Origin of the sequence: Lentzea rhizosphaerae (assembly GCF_042649515.1) — a bacterium.
Lineage (GTDB): Bacteria > Actinomycetota > Actinomycetes > Mycobacteriales > Pseudonocardiaceae > Lentzea > Lentzea aerocolonigenes.
Map to the genome: position 1 here is coordinate 151,057 of NZ_JBHRZI010000014.1, position 13,884 is coordinate 164,940.

At 71.3% G+C, this 13,884-nt stretch carries 19 protein-coding genes; 6 read left to right on the top strand and 13 right to left on the bottom strand.

Annotation, left to right across the window (positions count from 1 at the left end):
* Positions 1 to 23 precede the first annotated feature (23 nt).
* The 5 genes from ACFOWZ_RS16725 to ACFOWZ_RS16745 form a co-directional block, all read right to left on the bottom strand.
* Entirely contained in the window at positions 24 to 308 is a 285-nt protein-coding gene (locus ACFOWZ_RS16725; RefSeq protein ID WP_382373396.1) for a hypothetical protein, read from the bottom strand.
* A gap of 4 nt (positions 309 to 312) precedes the next feature.
* Complete coding sequence (locus tag ACFOWZ_RS16730) at positions 313 to 564, bottom strand: hypothetical protein (protein WP_382373398.1); 252 nt, start codon at positions 562 to 564, stop codon at positions 313 to 315.
* A gap of 195 nt (positions 565 to 759) precedes the next feature.
* On the bottom strand, positions 760 to 1,353 hold the full coding sequence (locus tag ACFOWZ_RS16735; protein WP_382373400.1) for a hypothetical protein: 594 nt from the start codon (positions 1,351 to 1,353) through the stop codon (positions 760 to 762).
* A gap of 14 nt (positions 1,354 to 1,367) precedes the next feature.
* Entirely contained in the window at positions 1,368 to 1,787 is a 420-nt protein-coding gene (locus ACFOWZ_RS16740) for a phage holin family protein (protein WP_382373402.1), read from the bottom strand.
* Complete coding sequence (locus ACFOWZ_RS16745; protein ID WP_382373404.1) at positions 1,774 to 2,574, bottom strand: hypothetical protein; 801 nt, start codon at positions 2,572 to 2,574, stop codon at positions 1,774 to 1,776. Before ACFOWZ_RS16745 ends, ACFOWZ_RS16740 begins: the two co-directional genes overlap by 14 nt.
* Positions 2,575 to 2,761: 187 nt before the next feature.
* Between ACFOWZ_RS16745 and ACFOWZ_RS16750 the strand changes: the two genes are divergently transcribed.
* Together ACFOWZ_RS16750 and ACFOWZ_RS16755 are read left to right on the top strand one after the other, a co-directional pair.
* Complete coding sequence (locus ACFOWZ_RS16750; RefSeq protein ID WP_382373406.1) at positions 2,762 to 3,529, top strand: esterase/lipase family protein; 768 nt, start codon at positions 2,762 to 2,764, stop codon at positions 3,527 to 3,529.
* Complete coding sequence (locus ACFOWZ_RS16755; RefSeq protein WP_382373408.1) at positions 3,526 to 5,151, top strand: RecQ family ATP-dependent DNA helicase; 1,626 nt, start codon at positions 3,526 to 3,528, stop codon at positions 5,149 to 5,151. Before ACFOWZ_RS16750 ends, ACFOWZ_RS16755 begins: the two co-directional genes overlap by 4 nt.
* On the opposite strand, the gene ACFOWZ_RS16760 is transcribed toward ACFOWZ_RS16755, so the two are convergent.
* The 5 genes from ACFOWZ_RS16760 to ACFOWZ_RS16780 all read right to left on the bottom strand — a co-directional run bounded on the left by ACFOWZ_RS16760 (position 5,118) and on the right by ACFOWZ_RS16780 (position 8,565).
* A complete protein-coding gene (locus tag ACFOWZ_RS16760) occupies positions 5,118 to 5,312 on the bottom strand; it encodes a hypothetical protein (protein WP_382373410.1) in 195 nt (64 codons plus the stop codon). The genes ACFOWZ_RS16755 and ACFOWZ_RS16760 overlap by 34 nt on opposite strands.
* A gap of 23 nt (positions 5,313 to 5,335) precedes the next feature.
* Complete coding sequence (locus tag ACFOWZ_RS16765) at positions 5,336 to 5,758, bottom strand: DUF6292 family protein (protein ID WP_382373412.1); 423 nt, start codon at positions 5,756 to 5,758, stop codon at positions 5,336 to 5,338.
* Positions 5,759 to 5,835: 77 nt separating this feature from the next.
* A complete protein-coding gene (locus tag ACFOWZ_RS16770; RefSeq protein ID WP_382373414.1) occupies positions 5,836 to 5,994 on the bottom strand; it encodes a hypothetical protein in 159 nt (52 codons plus the stop codon).
* Between the two features lie 56 nt (positions 5,995 to 6,050).
* Entirely contained in the window at positions 6,051 to 7,418 is a 1,368-nt protein-coding gene (locus ACFOWZ_RS16775; RefSeq protein ID WP_382373416.1) for a M14 family zinc carboxypeptidase, read from the bottom strand.
* A 79-nt stretch (positions 7,419 to 7,497) separates the two neighbouring features.
* Positions 7,498 to 8,565, bottom strand: coding sequence for a TDT family transporter (locus ACFOWZ_RS16780; RefSeq protein ID WP_382373418.1), 1,068 nt, complete (start codon positions 8,563 to 8,565; stop codon positions 7,498 to 7,500).
* 70 nt (positions 8,566 to 8,635) lie between these two features.
* Between ACFOWZ_RS16780 and ACFOWZ_RS16785 the strand changes: the two genes are divergently transcribed.
* Both ACFOWZ_RS16785 and ACFOWZ_RS16790 read left to right on the top strand, forming a co-directional pair.
* Positions 8,636 to 9,565: a LysR family transcriptional regulator gene (locus ACFOWZ_RS16785; protein ID WP_382373420.1), complete on the top strand. Its 930-nt coding sequence runs from the start codon at positions 8,636 to 8,638 to the stop codon at positions 9,563 to 9,565.
* Complete coding sequence (locus ACFOWZ_RS16790) at positions 9,549 to 9,902, top strand: HNH endonuclease (protein WP_382373422.1); 354 nt, start codon at positions 9,549 to 9,551, stop codon at positions 9,900 to 9,902. Before ACFOWZ_RS16785 ends, ACFOWZ_RS16790 begins: the two co-directional genes overlap by 17 nt.
* Here the strand turns inward: ACFOWZ_RS16790 and ACFOWZ_RS16795 are convergent, their stop codons facing one another.
* From ACFOWZ_RS16795 to ACFOWZ_RS16805, 3 genes are read right to left on the bottom strand one after another with little or no spacing between them, the layout of a single operon-like run.
* Positions 9,903 to 10,205, bottom strand: a complete 303-nt coding sequence (locus tag ACFOWZ_RS16795) for a hypothetical protein (protein WP_382373424.1) — start codon at positions 10,203 to 10,205, stop codon at positions 9,903 to 9,905. It abuts the gene before it with no gap.
* 45 nt (positions 10,206 to 10,250) lie between these two features.
* Positions 10,251 to 11,480, bottom strand: coding sequence for an MATE family efflux transporter (locus ACFOWZ_RS16800; protein ID WP_382373426.1), 1,230 nt, complete (start codon positions 11,478 to 11,480; stop codon positions 10,251 to 10,253).
* Positions 11,470 to 11,916 carry a hypothetical protein gene (locus tag ACFOWZ_RS16805; protein ID WP_382373428.1) on the bottom strand — a complete coding sequence of 149 codons (447 nt, stop codon included), beginning with the start codon at positions 11,914 to 11,916 and terminating at the stop codon, positions 11,470 to 11,472. Before ACFOWZ_RS16805 ends, ACFOWZ_RS16800 begins: the two co-directional genes overlap by 11 nt.
* A gap of 121 nt (positions 11,917 to 12,037) precedes the next feature.
* On the opposite strand from ACFOWZ_RS16805, the gene ACFOWZ_RS16810 reads away from it, so the two are divergent.
* Positions 12,038 to 13,435 (top strand): protein adenylyltransferase SelO, encoded by a 1,398-nt coding sequence (locus ACFOWZ_RS16810; protein WP_382373430.1) that lies wholly within the window; start codon positions 12,038 to 12,040, stop codon positions 13,433 to 13,435.
* Positions 13,435 to 13,830, top strand: coding sequence for a tRNA (N6-threonylcarbamoyladenosine(37)-N6)-methyltransferase TrmO (tsaA, locus tag ACFOWZ_RS16815; RefSeq protein WP_382373432.1), 396 nt, complete (start codon positions 13,435 to 13,437; stop codon positions 13,828 to 13,830). Before ACFOWZ_RS16810 ends, tsaA begins: the two co-directional genes overlap by 1 nt.
* Positions 13,831 to 13,884 lie beyond the last annotated feature (54 nt).

The following is a 13,884-nucleotide window of genomic DNA, read 5'->3' on the forward strand; positions in this document are numbered from 1 at the left end:
CGACTGCTTGACGCCGGTTCCGGCTACCCACGCCCGCGCCGGTCCAAACGAGCTGTTCTCCGGGGCCGGGCAGCGGCGGTGCAGCGACGGCACATCGCCATCACCGGAGCGTCCGCGGTGTCGTTGATCCACAGAGCGTCGACCCACAACACGTGCGGGAAGCGGTCGAACCGCGCGCGGCTCAGCGGCACACCGCACAGCGTCTGGTTCTGGCGCGGCCACCAGGCGTGGACGTCCCCGGACGGCAGGCGCGTTCCCTCGTCGTCGCGCCAGCTGCTCGACGCGGCCACGGCCGGTGCGGCGCCCACCCCGTCAGCCTCCCAGGTTGTCCACGGCCGAGCTCAGCGTCGCGGCGGCCTCGTCCAGGTCCCTGTCGGTGACGGGCCACCCGCCGACGCGCTCCAGCAGTTCCTCCCTCGTCACCACCGGCAGCGCGCCGCGCAGGGCCTTCGTGGCGAGCTCGGCGCTGCCCGCCACCACGTAGCTGCCCGCGACGAGCACCAGCGTCGCCTCGGGCCTCGTCGACTGCAACAGCAGCTTCAGGTCGTCAACGGGAACAGGCATGATCGTGCTCGGGTTCGGTCACAGCGCTCTCCTCGTCCTGACTGGAGTTCTGACTGGGGAATACCCGGCAGTGCGCACCACCGAACCGTCAGATCGGAAGCGCGGAAGTGGGGTCGAGCCGCGGAAACCCCGCGACTCGACCCCACCCGTGAACCGTCCTCTGTGGAGGAAGGTCAGCAGCCCTGCCCGGTCACGTCACGGACCGGTGGCCTCGTTCGAGACCCGCTGGCCGGACTCGCGGGCGTGCCCGCCGACGTCCTGCGCCGCTTCCTTCGTGTGCTCGACCGTCGTCTGCGCGGCGTCCGAGGCCACCTGCTTGACCTCACCGGCCGCGTCGCTCACCGAGGACTTCACGTCCTCCCTGAGGTGCTGCGCCGACTCGCTCAACGCTTCCTTCGCCGGTTCGACGACGTCGCTGAAGCTGTCGGAGAGCTGCTGCACCGCCTGCTGTTCGGCGTCGGTGCGGGGCAGCACGGCCGCCAGCAGCAGACCGCCGCCGAACGCGATCAAGCCGGCCGCGAGCGGACTGCCCTGCGTCTGCCTGGCCACCTGCTGCGGCGCGTCCTGCACCGCCTGCACGGCCTGCTCGGCTCGTTCGGCGACGGCGTGCCCGGCGTCCTGTCCCTGTTCCCGCACGGCTGTCGTGGCCTGCGTGGCGGTGCCCATCACTCGCTCCTTCATCGCGACGAGTCCTCGCCGCACGCCGTGGACGCGCCGCTGGGCGATCCTGCGCGGACTCGTGTGGTCCACGAGCCGGTTGGCGTCGGCCCGCAGCTCGGCGCGGGTCACTTCGATCTCACGCCTTATTTGGTCGGGTGTTTCGCCCATTCCGCGTCCTCCTTCAGGGTTTCGACGGTGCGTTCGGGCTTCGGGTTGACGGTGCGCAGCTTCGCCCGGCCGCTGGTGTAGAGGACCGCGCCCGCGATGCCCCACAGCGCCGCGACGATCAACGCGGCCCAGCCCAGCGGCATGATCGCGCCGAGTGCGAACACCAGCGCGAGGCTGAGCAGCACGGTGGTCAGGTAGCCCGCGAACCCGGCGGCGGCGAGCATGCCGGTCGCCTTGCCCGCCTTGGTGGCCTCCTGCCGGATCTCCGCCTTGGCGAGCTCGAGCTCCTGCCGCATCAGCTTGGACAGGTCACCGGTGAGCTCGCTGACGAGATCGCCGAGCGACTCCCCCGTGGCGGTGTCCACACGCGACGGTGGCATCTCAGGGCTCGACATGCGGCACCCCCGCCGAGGGGTTGGGAGGCGTGGCGCTCGGCGTCAGCGGTGCGCTCTGCGGCGGCGTCTGCGGCTGGTTGTACCCCTGCGACCGGGACTGGCCGTACTCCGGTGTGGTCTGGCCGTACTCGGAACCCGAGGTCTGGCCGTAGCCCGGTGACGCGGTCTCGCTGTACTCCGTCGTCGGCGTGCCGTACGCAGGTGTCGCCGACGCGCCGTACTCCGTGGTCGTCGACGTCCCGTACTCCGGTGCCACGCCGGCGCGTTCGGACGCCACGGGCACCACTCCGCCCTGCCGCTGTCCCTGGCTCTGGCCACCGGTCGCGCTCTTCGCCACGCGGCCGACCAGGAACCCGGCCACGGCGGCGCCCAGCAGGAACGTGCCCGGCTTGCGCCGCGCGTAGTCCCGCGCCGAGTCGAGCAGGCCCTGCGCGCCCCGTTCGTCGAGGAACCGGGCGGCCTGCCTGCTCGTGTCGGCGGCGCTGCGGATCGCACCCGCCGTCATCGAACCCGGCGACGCGGTACCCGCCATCTCACCCAGCTCGTCGGCGATGCGGCCGAGCTGCTTCGACACCCGCGTCGCCTGGTCCTCCGCTTCGGCCGCAACGCGTTCGCGCACGTCGCTGACGACGTTGCGGGCCTGGTGCGTGGTCTCCCGCCGCACCTGCGCCGCCTGGTCCGCGACGGTGTTGCCGACCTGGCTCGCGGCTTGCTTGGCGTGCTGCGCGACCTCGGAGCCCTCGTCCCGGGCCGCCGTGCGCACTCCACCCATCTGGTTTTCGGTCACGGCTGACTCCTCAGCTCGTAGTCGTGTCCTGGCCAACGAGCTACCCGGCGTGGAACGCCGCAAACAGGGCGTTTCCCCGCTACCCGCTGCGGGTTCCTCGAAACTCGCAAACGTGACGGTGCTTGCTGTTTGCCCTCGCCTTTCCGGGCTATTCCTCGGCACCTGACGAACTGAGCGGAGACCGACGATGATCCCTGCCGGACAGCTGCGAGCGCTCGCGCGTGAGCACGTCGCCGTCGCGGCGTGCACCATTCCCCGCCTGCTGCGCCACCGGGTGTGGCGCGACGCGGACCCGCACGAGGGCGCGGGCCTCGGTGTGGTGCTGGTGCCGGGCTTCGGCGCGAGCGACTTCAGCCTCACGTTCGCCACGACCTGGTTGCGCGACAGGGGTTACGTGCCGGCCGGTGCGGGCGTCGGGTTCAACGTGGGGTGCACGTCGGAGCTCGTCGACCGGATCGAAAGGCGCGTCGAGGAGCACGCGGAAGCCACCGGCGGACCGGTCGTGCTGCTGGGCCAGAGCCGGGGCGGCGGACTCGCCCGCCTGGCCGCCGTCCGCCGTCCGGACCTGGTGGCAGGACTGGTGATGCTGGGCAGCCCGGTGCTCGACCCGGCGGGCGCGCACCCGCACGTGATGCTCGCGGCCAAGGCACTGGCGCGCCTGTCCTCGCTCGGCGTGCCCGGTCTCATGAACGCCGACTGCCTCGACGGCACCTGCTTCGACGACAACGTCAAGGCCGTCACGTCCCCGCTGCCGGCTGACCTTCCGGCGGTGTCGGTGTACTCCAAGTTCGACGGCATCGTGCCGTGGGAGCTGTGCCTCGACCCGTCGGCCGAGTGCGTCGAGGTGCACAGCACGCACACCGGCATGGGCATCGACCCCGACGTCTACCTGGCCCTGCGGCCCCGCCTGGCCTCCTGGGCCGCGCAGCAGTACGACCTGCGGCCCACCGGATGAGCGAGAGAGACCTGGTCCGGACCGCCGAAGAGGTCTTCGGCTGGACCGAACTGCGCGACGAGCAGCTGCTGGCGATGCGGCACCTCCTCGACGGCCGCGACGTGTTGGTCGTGATGCCGACCGGTGCCGGGAAGTCCGCGATCTACCAGGTTCCCGCGATCCTGCTCGACGGTCCGACCGTGGTCGTGTCACCGCTCATCGCGCTGCAACGCGACCAGGTCACCGCTTTGCGGACCACCAACGCGCCCCCGGCCGCTGCGGTGAACTCGGCACAACAGCCCGAGGCCAACGAGCAGGCGTGGCAGGCGTTCGCCGACGGGACGACCGAGTACCTCTTCCTCTCCCCCGAGCAGCTCGCGGCCGGCACCACCGTCGAACGGCTGCGGCAGCGAAGACCGTCCCTGTTCGTGGTGGACGAGGCTCACTGCGTTTCGGCGTGGGGACACGACTTCCGGCCCGACTACCTGCGGCTGCGGCACGTGATCGAGCAACTCGGCCGTCCCGTCGTGCTCGCGCTGACCGCCACCGCGAGCAGCCCCGTCCGCGCTGATGTCGCCGAGCACCTCGGCCTGCGGGATCCGGTGGTGATCGTCGCCGGGTTCGACCGCCCCAACCTGCACCTGACCGTGCGGCAGTGCACCGACGAGGACGATCGCGGACGTGCCGTCACCGAGTGGGTCACGGAGCGCGCCGGACCTGGACTGCTCTACGCCGCCACGCGCAAGGACACCGAGCGGTACGCCGACGAGCTGGCCGCGAAGGGTGTGCGGGCCGCCGCCTTCCACGCCGGCATGAGAGCCGCGGACCGGCGCCGGGTGCAGGACGGTTTCATGCGCGGCGACCTCGACGTCGTGGCGGCCACCTCCGCGTTCGGGATGGGGATCGACAAGCCGGACGTGCGGTTCGTGGCGCACGCGGCGACACCCGGTTCGCTCGACGCCTACTACCAGGAGATCGGCCGGGCGGGCCGCGACGGCGAACCGGCCGAGGTGATCCTCTTCCACCGGCCGGAGGACCAGGGCCTGCAACGGTTCCTGACCGGCCGCAAGGTCGACCGGGAGTGCGTGCGCGAGGTCGCGGAGGCGGTCCGCCGCTCCGGCACCACCCTCGCCGAGCTCACGCGGGACCACTCCCGCCGGAAGATCACCGCAATCGTGAACCTCTTGGAGAGCGCCGGGATCGTGCGCACCTCACGGGACGCCGTGCGGTACGCCGACGACGCTCCCCCACCGGACGAGGCGGTCGAAGCGGCGGCACAGCAGGCCGAACGCCAGGTGCGGCGAGACCGGTCGCGGATCGAGGTCATGCGCGAGTACGCCGGAACGCGCGGCTGCCGCAGGCGGTTCCTGCTCGGCTACTTCGGGCAGGAGCTCGACGGGCCGTGCGGCCACTGCGACCGCTGCGACGAGGGCGTTCCCGGCTCCTCACCGGCGTCGGACTACCCGCCGAACTGCTCCGTGCGCCACGAGAAGTGGGGCAACGGCGTCGTCGTGCACCACGAGGACGACCGGATCATGGTGCTGTTCGACGACGTCGGCTACAAGACGCTCTCGCTCGCCGCGCTCAGCGGGACCGGCATCCTGACCGTTCAGCCCCGGTCCGGGTCGTCGGACACCGAGTAGTCGGACAGGCCGACGTTGCCGGTGGGGTTCGGTTCGGGGTGCGCCGAGCCGGAACCGCTGCGGCCCGGCACGGTCTCGTCGCTCTCGGTCGCCTCGTCCAACGAGACGCGTGCCGCGTCGTCCTGCTCCTGCTCGGGGTCCTGCCGTGGTCGTGTGCTCATGCCATTCGGCTACCCCGGTCGGCTCAGGAGAGAACGTCGCGCGGTGCCGGCACGAACGCCGCGAAGTCCCGGTTCGCCTGCTCGTGCGCGCGTTCCCTGCGCAACAGGCCCTCCACCCACCGGACCACCGCGACGGGCGAGGGCCGCGGCCCGACGCCCATCCGCGCCACCTCCACGAGCTCCCCGCGACGGTCCTCGACCGCCGCGGACCACCCGGCCAGTTCGTCCCACAGCAGCGCCACGTAGTGGTCGGGGAAGTCGAGCAGGTGCCCGTCCAGCGCCACGTACGCGCCGGCTCGCGGCTCCGTCTCGACGAAGGAGCTGTCACCCCGCAGCCCCAGTCCCGTGACGACCTCGTGGACGTACCCGCGCACCTGGCGAGCCACCGAGTCGTCGAAGTCGATGTCGAAGTCGATGTCCAGATCGCTGGGCAGTTCGCGGTCCATGCCTGTCGTGCCTCCGTCAGCTGAGCACCCTCCTCGTGCACCGCTCGAATACCCGGGCGGGGTGTCGCCAAACACGGTCAGGACGGGTCGAACCGCGAGGTCAGGCCGCGTACGGACAGCACGGGGGTCCACCGCACGATTCCCCCAACCGGGCTGCTCGGCACGTCGTTCCCCACCTGCCGCGACTCGGCGGTGTCGCCGACCTCCGATCCACCGGCGCCAGCAACGTCGGTCATGCGGTCGACCGACCCGTGACCGCGGCACGGAGAACACCGCGGTCACGGGTGCGCGGTCAGCCGCCGTACGGGTTCGCGGCCTTGCGCGCCGAGTACGTCAGCATCGGCTTGACCTTCGCCCAGTGCCCGTCCTGGCACGAGTAGGCGGGCAGGAAGCCGGCGCAGTCGCCCTGCCAGTTGCCGATCTCCCACGTGTAGTGCGGCACGCCGAGCTCGCCGTAGATCCAGTCGTCGATCGAGCCGCCCGCGGTGTAGAGCAGCTCACCGGGCTGCCCGTACTCCCAGCCGCCCGCGAGCTGGGCCATGTCCTTGGCCATCGCCCGCAACGGGCCGTCGTTCGGTGACGGAGTGGTGGTGTAGCCCCACGGCAGCAGCACGACGTTCAGCGCGGAGTGCATGGTGATGACCATGCCGCGGGTCTTCGGGTCCGCCGGGTCGTTCACGCCGGGGCCGCGCGTGTCCCGGAACAGCGACCGGAACAGCTTCTCCATCGCCCTGGTCTCGATCTCGGAGTCGGCCTTCGGGCCGCGGTAGACCTGGCTGCACGGGTCGGACGACGTGCCGTTGTCACCCCACTCCACCGTGAAGTTCCGGTTGACGTCGATGCCGATCTGCGCGTTCGGGTCCTGGGTGGTCGGACACTCCCTGGGACCGTTGGTGTAGTTCGCGTTCTTGCGCTGCAGCTTCGGCGAGTCGCCGCCCGACTGCACGATCTGCACGCCGTCGGGGTTCGCGATCGGCACGACCCACACCTCTGTCGTGTCGAGCAGCGAGGTGACCTCGGCGTCCTTGCCGTAGCCCTGGGTCAGGTGGTCGATCCAGCGCCACGCCATGTCGCCGGTCGTGATCTCGCGGGCGTGGATCTGGGCCGACACGAACAGCCGCGGCTTGCGGACGTCCGGGGTCTGCCTGCAGTCGCCGGGCGTCCTCCTGGTGATGCAGACGGCCTTGAGGTCGTAGCCGCCGGCGCCCTGGGTCTTGCGCCACGAGTCGCCGTAGTCGACGACCGTCGCGAGGCGCGGGTACCGGAAGGCGACCTGGTCGAGGTGCGCGTAGTGCGCCTTGATCGTGCGGTAGCCGCCGTAGTAGGTCTCCCGGATGCCGGAGCCCTGGGTCTTCAGCCCGGACGCCGGCGGTGCCATCACCGACTCGACGGTGCCGGTGAACCCGGCCTCGGCGAGCTGGGTGTGCACCTGCTTCGAGCCGAGCACGAACAGGTCGTCGCCGTCACGTTGTTCCAGCACGTCGAACCCGCGCGCGAGCAGGTCGGACGACTTCTGCCCGAGCGGGGCGGGAACGCGGTAGACGTAGGTGGGGCCGTCCTGCACGGGCGCCGGCGGCGGTGGTGCGGCCACCGACGTGCCGACGAGGAAGGCCGCGCTGGCCGCCCCCGCCAGCGCGAGGCTCAGCCGTCGTTGTTTCATGGTCGAGATTCCCCCTCATGAGTTGTGCCGTGCTCGAACTTAGCGAGATCGGCGAGCGGGGAAACCCTTCCAAAGGCGGTCAGCGATCAGCAGGACGCAGCCGCGCTGGAGCTGCCCGCGCTGGAAGCGAAGTACCAAGCGTCCGCACGGCCACAACGACCCACGCGGCCACCAACGCGCCGTAGAGCACCACGGCCACACCGCTGAACATCGCCGACGGCACACGTGCCGCGAGCGCGCTCGAACCGGTCACCAGGGTGCCGAGCGGGAACACGAAGCTCCACCACGTCAACGCGAACGGCAGCCCGCGCCGGGCCGTCCGCACGGTGACCGTCGCCGCGATCACCATCCACAGCAAGGCGAATCCCCACGTGACCGTGCCGTACAGCACGCCGAACGCGGTCTGGCCCGGCAGCACGTGAACGCCGGAGAGCAGGTTCGCCGCGGTGATCGACTGTCCCAGCGGCCCGAGCACGATCCACAGCGTCGGCACGGTGGACGCCACGCCCAGCCCGTGCTGGACGAGGCGCTGCCAGATCTGCGGCACGATCACCATCGTCGCGAACAGGCTGATGCCGAACAGCGCGTAGCAACCGAGCACGACCGCCTGCCGGAACGAGCCCTCCGGCAGGTGCCCGGCGAGCACGGCACCGGACGCGGCCGAGACCATCGGGGGCACGACGGGCATCAGCCAGCCGCCGAACGCGCGTTCGCCGCTGCCGAACATCCGCAACGGCACCAGCACGGACGTGGCCAGCCCCAGCAGCGTGCCGAGTGTCCACAATGTCCAGTCGACGGCGAGCGCGGCGGGCATCCCGATCCAGTCGGAGCCGAGCAGCACCGCACCGGTGCCGACGGTCATCAACGCCATCGGTGGCGCGCCCCAGAACTGGGCCATCACGGGATCCGCGAGCTGCTCCCGGACCGTCGCCCACGTCCAGCGCCGCAGTGCCGCGACCACGAGGAACACGAGCAGCGCGGCGTCCAGCGCCCACACGAAACCGGCCGCCGTGCGCAGGCCGGGCATCGAGGCACCGGCGGTGGCGACGATCCCGGTGCCCATCACGGAGGCGAACACGTTCGGGCCGAAGGGTGCCGCTCGTCGCACCTCGGGGGCACGGTGTGGTTGAGGTGCGAGAGCGGTCACGACACGACGATCCTCGGAGCGCACCTGCCTCGGTAGGCACCAATCCCCGATGAACACATAGGCTGTCCCTATGCCTTTGCCGTCCAGGGTCACCGACCTCGCGAGCTTCGACCTGCTGCTGAGCGTGGCCGAGCTCGGCAGCATCGGCCGGGCCGCCCAGGCGCACGGCATGTCCCAGCCCAGCGCCAGCGAACGCCTCAGGACCCTCGAAGCCCGCGTCGGCGTGGCACTGCTCGACCGCACCCCGCGCGGCGCCCGCCTCACCACCGCCGGTCAGCTGGTGGCTGGATGGGCGGCGCCGGTGCTCGCACGGGCCGCCGATCTCGACGCCGGCATCACGAGCCTGCGCGCGGACCGGCAGAGCCAGCTCAGGATCGCCGCGAGCCTCACCGTGGCCGAGTACCTGCTGCCGGCGTGGCTGATCGCGTTGCGGACCGTCAGCCCGGACACCGCCACCGTGCTGACGGCGGGCAACTCCGTGCACGTCGCCGAGCAGGTGCTGGCGCAGAAGGCCGACCTGGGGTTCATCGAGAGCACCGACGTGCCGTCCGGCCTGGCCAGCCGTGTCGTCGCCGAGGACGAGCTCGTGCTGGTCGTCGCGCCCGGCCACCCCTGGGCCAGGCGTCGCCGCGTCACGGCGTCCAAGGCCGCCGCCACTCCGCTGGTCAGCAGGGAGCCGGGTTCGGGCACGCGCCAGGCCTGGGAGCACGCGCTGGAGGTGGCGGGCATCGCCGAGTCCGCCGGGCCGTTGCTGGAGATGTCGTCGACGACGGCGATCAAGGCCGCGGCGATCGGGGGCATCGGGCCCGCCGTGCTCAGCCTCCACACGGTGGCCACCGACATCGCGACCCGCACCCTCGTCCGGGTCGAGGTCGGCGATCTGGACCTGCGCCGGGCGTTGCGCGCGGTGTGGCCGTCGGGCAGGACACCCCGGGGCCCCGCCTCCGACCTGTTGACCATCGCGACGCGTAGTCTCACGAACCGTGCCGACCGGAGGTAGCAAACAGGTTCGCGCCGCGCGCAAGCGCAAGAAGCGGATGGCGCGCGTCCTGCACGACCTCACCGACGCGCAGTGGGACGCGTTGAAGACGTCCTGGGGCGGCTGCGCCTACTGCGGTGCTTCAGGCTCAATGCAGAAGGATTGCGTGCAGGCCATCTCGCGCGGCGGCCGGTACACGCTCGGCAACGTCGTACCCGCGTGCGGGTCGTGCAACGCGAGCAAGTGCAACGCCGAGGTGACCGGCTGGCTGCGGCGCAAGAAGCTGGACGAACGCGGGTTTCTCGTGCGCCACTACGAGATCTCGACCGAGCTCACCGCCCGGTTCGCCGCGCTCTGACTACGAACGCAACCGGCGCGAGTAGATCCGCGCCTTCTCGAGACTGGTCGCCTTCGGTGCCTTCGGCTCGTGAGCGCGCCGAGGCATCCGGCACGCCCTCTTCCACGCGGAACGGCATTTCCAGGTGACGCACTTCCTGCTGTGCCCCTGCTTCGTCCGGCACGACCGCCGGTCCCCTTGAACCGCTGGCCCGTCGGCGGACGGTCGCGCGGCCACGACCTCCGTGCCGGCGAGCGCGACCTCAGGCCCGGCGCTGGAGGCCACGGCGACCACCAGCAACGCGAGCACGACAGCTCTTCGCATGCTTCCCCAATGTCTGATCCCGTGCTGAAGACGGCACGGACCGCCTCAAAGGTTGCTCGCCCTCCGGAACACGACTCCCTGACCGACTGCCACGGCCAGGTTCGCGACGGCAAGAGCGGCCCACAGTACCGTCAGGTTCGGGGCGGCGAAGGCGAAAACCGCCAGAACGCCGTAGCAGGAGGCGAACACCAGGAAGCTCGGCGTGGTGCGCTTCAGCCCGGCCAGGCCGAACCCGAGCACCGCCTGGAGGCCGTCGGCGAGCACCACCGGCACCAGCACCGGCAGCAGGCCCGTGACCAGGCCCGCGACCTGGTGATCGTCGGTGAACAGCGGTACGACGTCTCCGAACAGGATGATCGCGCAGACCGCGGCCAGCGCCGCCGTGGTGATCACGAGGCCGGCGGTCACCACCCGCCGCACGCCGGCGCGGTCGGTCCGGCCGCTCACCTCCGGCACGACGGCCTGGCCGATCGCCACCGCCGCGGTGAAGGTGAGGTTGACGAGCGCGGTGGCGATGTTGTGCGCGGCCGCGGCTGTCGTGCTCATCCGTGCGGCGGCCACGGCCAGCACACCGAGGACCGCGAACTTCACGAGCACGGTGCCCGCCATCGGGACGCCGACCTTCGCCAGCTCGAGTACGTGTCCACAGTGGACTCGCCAGCCGGGGCGGCCGGGAAGCCGCCGGCGCAGGCCCAGAACCGTCGTGATCGCGCTGACCAGGTTCGCGACGCACAGGGCGATCCCGGCACCGTCGAGCCCGAACCAGCCGACCAGCACCGGTGAGAGCACCGCCGTGCAGGCCGCACCGGCGAGGCCCGCGAGCATCACGACCTCGCCGTGCCCGAGCCCCACCAGGCCGGAGGAGGCCAACGCACCGAACCCGGAGATCAGCACGCTGACGGCCATCAGCAGCGGGAGCGCCCCCAGCTGCCCGACGATCTCCCGCTCGACCCCGCTCGCCCGCGCGATCACCGGAACGCAGGCGACGGCCACCGCGCCCAGCAGCCCGACGGCCACCGCGAGCCACGCGCCGTCCCGCACCACGCGAGCCGGATCGCCGGTCCGCATGAACGGCATCACGCCGCGCACCGCACCGGAAACCGCTGCCACAGCGGGGAAGTAGACGGCAGCCGTCACCGTGAAGCCTGCCAGCGCACCGGTTCCGTGCCGGCCGAGCGCCGCCGTCGTGACGAGCGCGCCGACCGACACCGCCACCATCGACAGGTACAGCGGCAGTGCGACGCGCCCGATCCGCCTGGCGTCGCTAAGCAGCATTCCGCACGGCGTTGTATCCCTTGAAGAGCGCGTTCCAGGCCTCGTCGCACCGGGCGTTCAACGCCGCGTCGGCACTGGTCCCGCCCGCCGCGAACCACGGCTCGCAGGGTGCGATGGCGGTGAGCTGCCTGCGCACCTCGACGACGCCGGCCTGACCGGAGGGCGGCAGCTTGGACGACTGCTTCTCGACCTCGTCGATCACCCCTGTCACGTCGGGCAGGACGTGGACGCAGTTGTCCGCGGGGTCGACGGGTTCACCGCGCAGGCGCGTGATGCAGTCCGTGAGGAGCGTCCCGATCGCGTCGAGCCGGGGTTGCAGGTCCGGCAGCGGCGAGGACGACGACGAGGCGGGGGCTGGAGCGATCTTGGGGAGGGACGTGGTCGAGGTACCGCATCCGACGAGCAGGAAAGCCAGCGCAAGGGCGGAGTAGCGCACGTTCCGACACCCTAGCCCCCACCTCGTCACGGGCGGGGGCGGCGTCCCGGCCGTCTGACCTGATCAGGTGACACCGCTCGGCGCGACGGGTGACTTGGCGTCCCCAGGTAGCGTTGGGATCGTGGACATCAGCCTGAGCAGCGACTTCGCGACCGCCGTGCCGGAGATGGCCGTCTCCTGGGAGGCCGCGCCGGTCGAGGAACCGGTCCTGCTCGCCCTCAACGAGCCGCTGGCGAAGGAGCTCGGTCTCGATCCCGCGTGGCTGCGGTCCGACGGCCTGTCGTTCCTCGTGGGCGGCCGGGGAGTCGCCCAGGCCTACGCGGGGCACCAGTTCGGCGGCTACTCCCCCAGGCTCGGCGACGGCCGCGCGTTGCTGCTGGGTGAGCTGACCGACGCCGACGGCCGCCTGCGCGACCTGCACCTCAAGGGATCCGGCCGCACCCCGTTCGCCCGCGGTGGTGACGGACTGGCCGCCGTCGGACCGATGCTGCGCGAGTACGTCGTCAGCGAGGCGATGCACGCCCTCGGCATCCCGACGACCCGGTCGCTCGCCGTCGTCGCCACCGGCGCCGTCGTGCACCGCGAGGAACCGCTGCCGGGCGCGGTTCTGGCCAGGGTCGCGGCCAGCCACCTGCGGGTCGGCAGCTTCCAGTACGCCCGCAACACCGGCGATCCCGACCTCCTGCGACGCCTCGCCGACCACGCGATTTCACGCCACTACCCCGGCAGCACGTACTTGGAGATGTTCGGCCAGGTCGTCGCGGCGCAGGCTTCGCTTGTCGCCCAATGGATGCTCGTCGGGTTCATCCACGGTGTGATGAACACGGACAACATGACGATCTCCGGCGAGACGATCGACTACGGCCCGTGCGCCTTCATGGAGGCCTACGACGCGTCGACGAAGTACAGCTCGATCGACCACCGCGGCCGTTACGCCTACGGCAACCAGCCGATGATCGCCCAGTGGAACCTGGCCCGTCTCGCCGAGGCGCTGCTGCCGTTGTTCTCCGACGACGAGGACAAGGCAGTCGCGCTGGCGCTCGAAGTGCTCGGCACGTTCGAGGAGCACTTCGAACGGGCGTGGATCGGTGGCGTGCAGGCGAAACTGGGCGTGCAGGGCGACGTGAAGCCTCTCCTCACCGAGCTGCTCACGTTGATGCACGAGAACCACGTCGACTTCACCTCGTTGTTCCACCGCCTCGGCAAGGCCGCCCGCGGCGACACCGAGCCCGCGCGCGAGCTGTTCCTCGACCTCGCCGGCATCGACGCGTGGATCGCGCGCTGGCGTGAACTCGGGCCGGACGGCGACGCTATGGACCGGGTCAATCCCGTGTACATCCCGCGCAACCACCTCGTGGAGGAGGCGTTGTCGGCGGGTTCGGCCGGTGACCTGGGCCCACTGGAACGGTTGCTGGACGCGGTGACCTCCCCGTACGGCGAACGCCCCGGCCTGGAATACTTCTCGGCTCCTGCGCCGCAGGACTTCAGCGCCACCTACCGGACCTTCTGCGGGACTTGATGAAGCTGCTGCCGATCGGCCACGTCGAATCACCCCTCATCGACCGCGCCCAGGCGCCCAAGCAGGGCGACGAGGGCACACCGGAGTCCTGGCTCGTGTTCGCACCGGAGTACGCGCGGGCGATGCGCGAACTCGGTGCGGGACAGGACGTCCTGGTCCTCACCTGGCTCGACCGCGCGGACCGTTCCGTGCTGGCCGTCCACCCGCGCAGCGACCCGGACCGCCCGGAGACCGGGGTGTTCTCGACGCGCTCACCCGACCGCCCGAACCCGATCGGCCTGCACCGCGTGCGGATCCTCGCCGTGGACGGGCTGAAGGTGCGCGTCGGCGACTTGGAGGCGCTGGACGGGACGCCGATCGTGGACGTGAAGCCGGTGCTGGGCACCGAACGCTGACCTGCCGCGGGCCGCGAGGCACCCGCCGGGCGAGCGAGACGTGCCTTTGGCGGG

Coding starts and splice junctions, on each gene's coding strand:
- ACFOWZ_RS16795 (WP_382373424.1), bottom strand. CDS start 10,205: ATGCGAAGAGCTGTCGTGCTCGCGTTGCTGGTGGTCGCCGTGGCCTCC.
- ACFOWZ_RS16750 (WP_382373406.1), top strand. CDS start 2,762: ATGATCCCTGCCGGACAGCTGCGAGCGCTCGCGCGTGAGCACGTCGCC.
- ACFOWZ_RS16775 (WP_382373416.1), bottom strand. CDS start 7,418: ATGAAACAACGACGGCTGAGCCTCGCGCTGGCGGGGGCGGCCAGCGCG.
- ACFOWZ_RS16760 (WP_382373410.1), bottom strand. CDS start 5,312: ATGAGCACACGACCACGGCAGGACCCCGAGCAGGAGCAGGACGACGCG.
- ACFOWZ_RS16785 (WP_382373420.1), top strand. CDS start 8,636: ATGCCTTTGCCGTCCAGGGTCACCGACCTCGCGAGCTTCGACCTGCTG.
- ACFOWZ_RS16755 (WP_382373408.1), top strand. CDS start 3,526: ATGAGCGAGAGAGACCTGGTCCGGACCGCCGAAGAGGTCTTCGGCTGG.
- ACFOWZ_RS16765 (WP_382373412.1), bottom strand. CDS start 5,758: ATGGACCGCGAACTGCCCAGCGATCTGGACATCGACTTCGACATCGAC.
- ACFOWZ_RS16770 (WP_382373414.1), bottom strand. CDS start 5,994: ATGACCGACGTTGCTGGCGCCGGTGGATCGGAGGTCGGCGACACCGCC.
- ACFOWZ_RS16730 (WP_382373398.1), bottom strand. CDS start 564: ATGCCTGTTCCCGTTGACGACCTGAAGCTGCTGTTGCAGTCGACGAGG.
- ACFOWZ_RS16740 (WP_382373402.1), bottom strand. CDS start 1,787: ATGTCGAGCCCTGAGATGCCACCGTCGCGTGTGGACACCGCCACGGGG.
- ACFOWZ_RS16800 (WP_382373426.1), bottom strand. CDS start 11,480: ATGCTGCTTAGCGACGCCAGGCGGATCGGGCGCGTCGCACTGCCGCTG.
- tsaA (WP_382373432.1), top strand. CDS start 13,435: ATGAAGCTGCTGCCGATCGGCCACGTCGAATCACCCCTCATCGACCGC.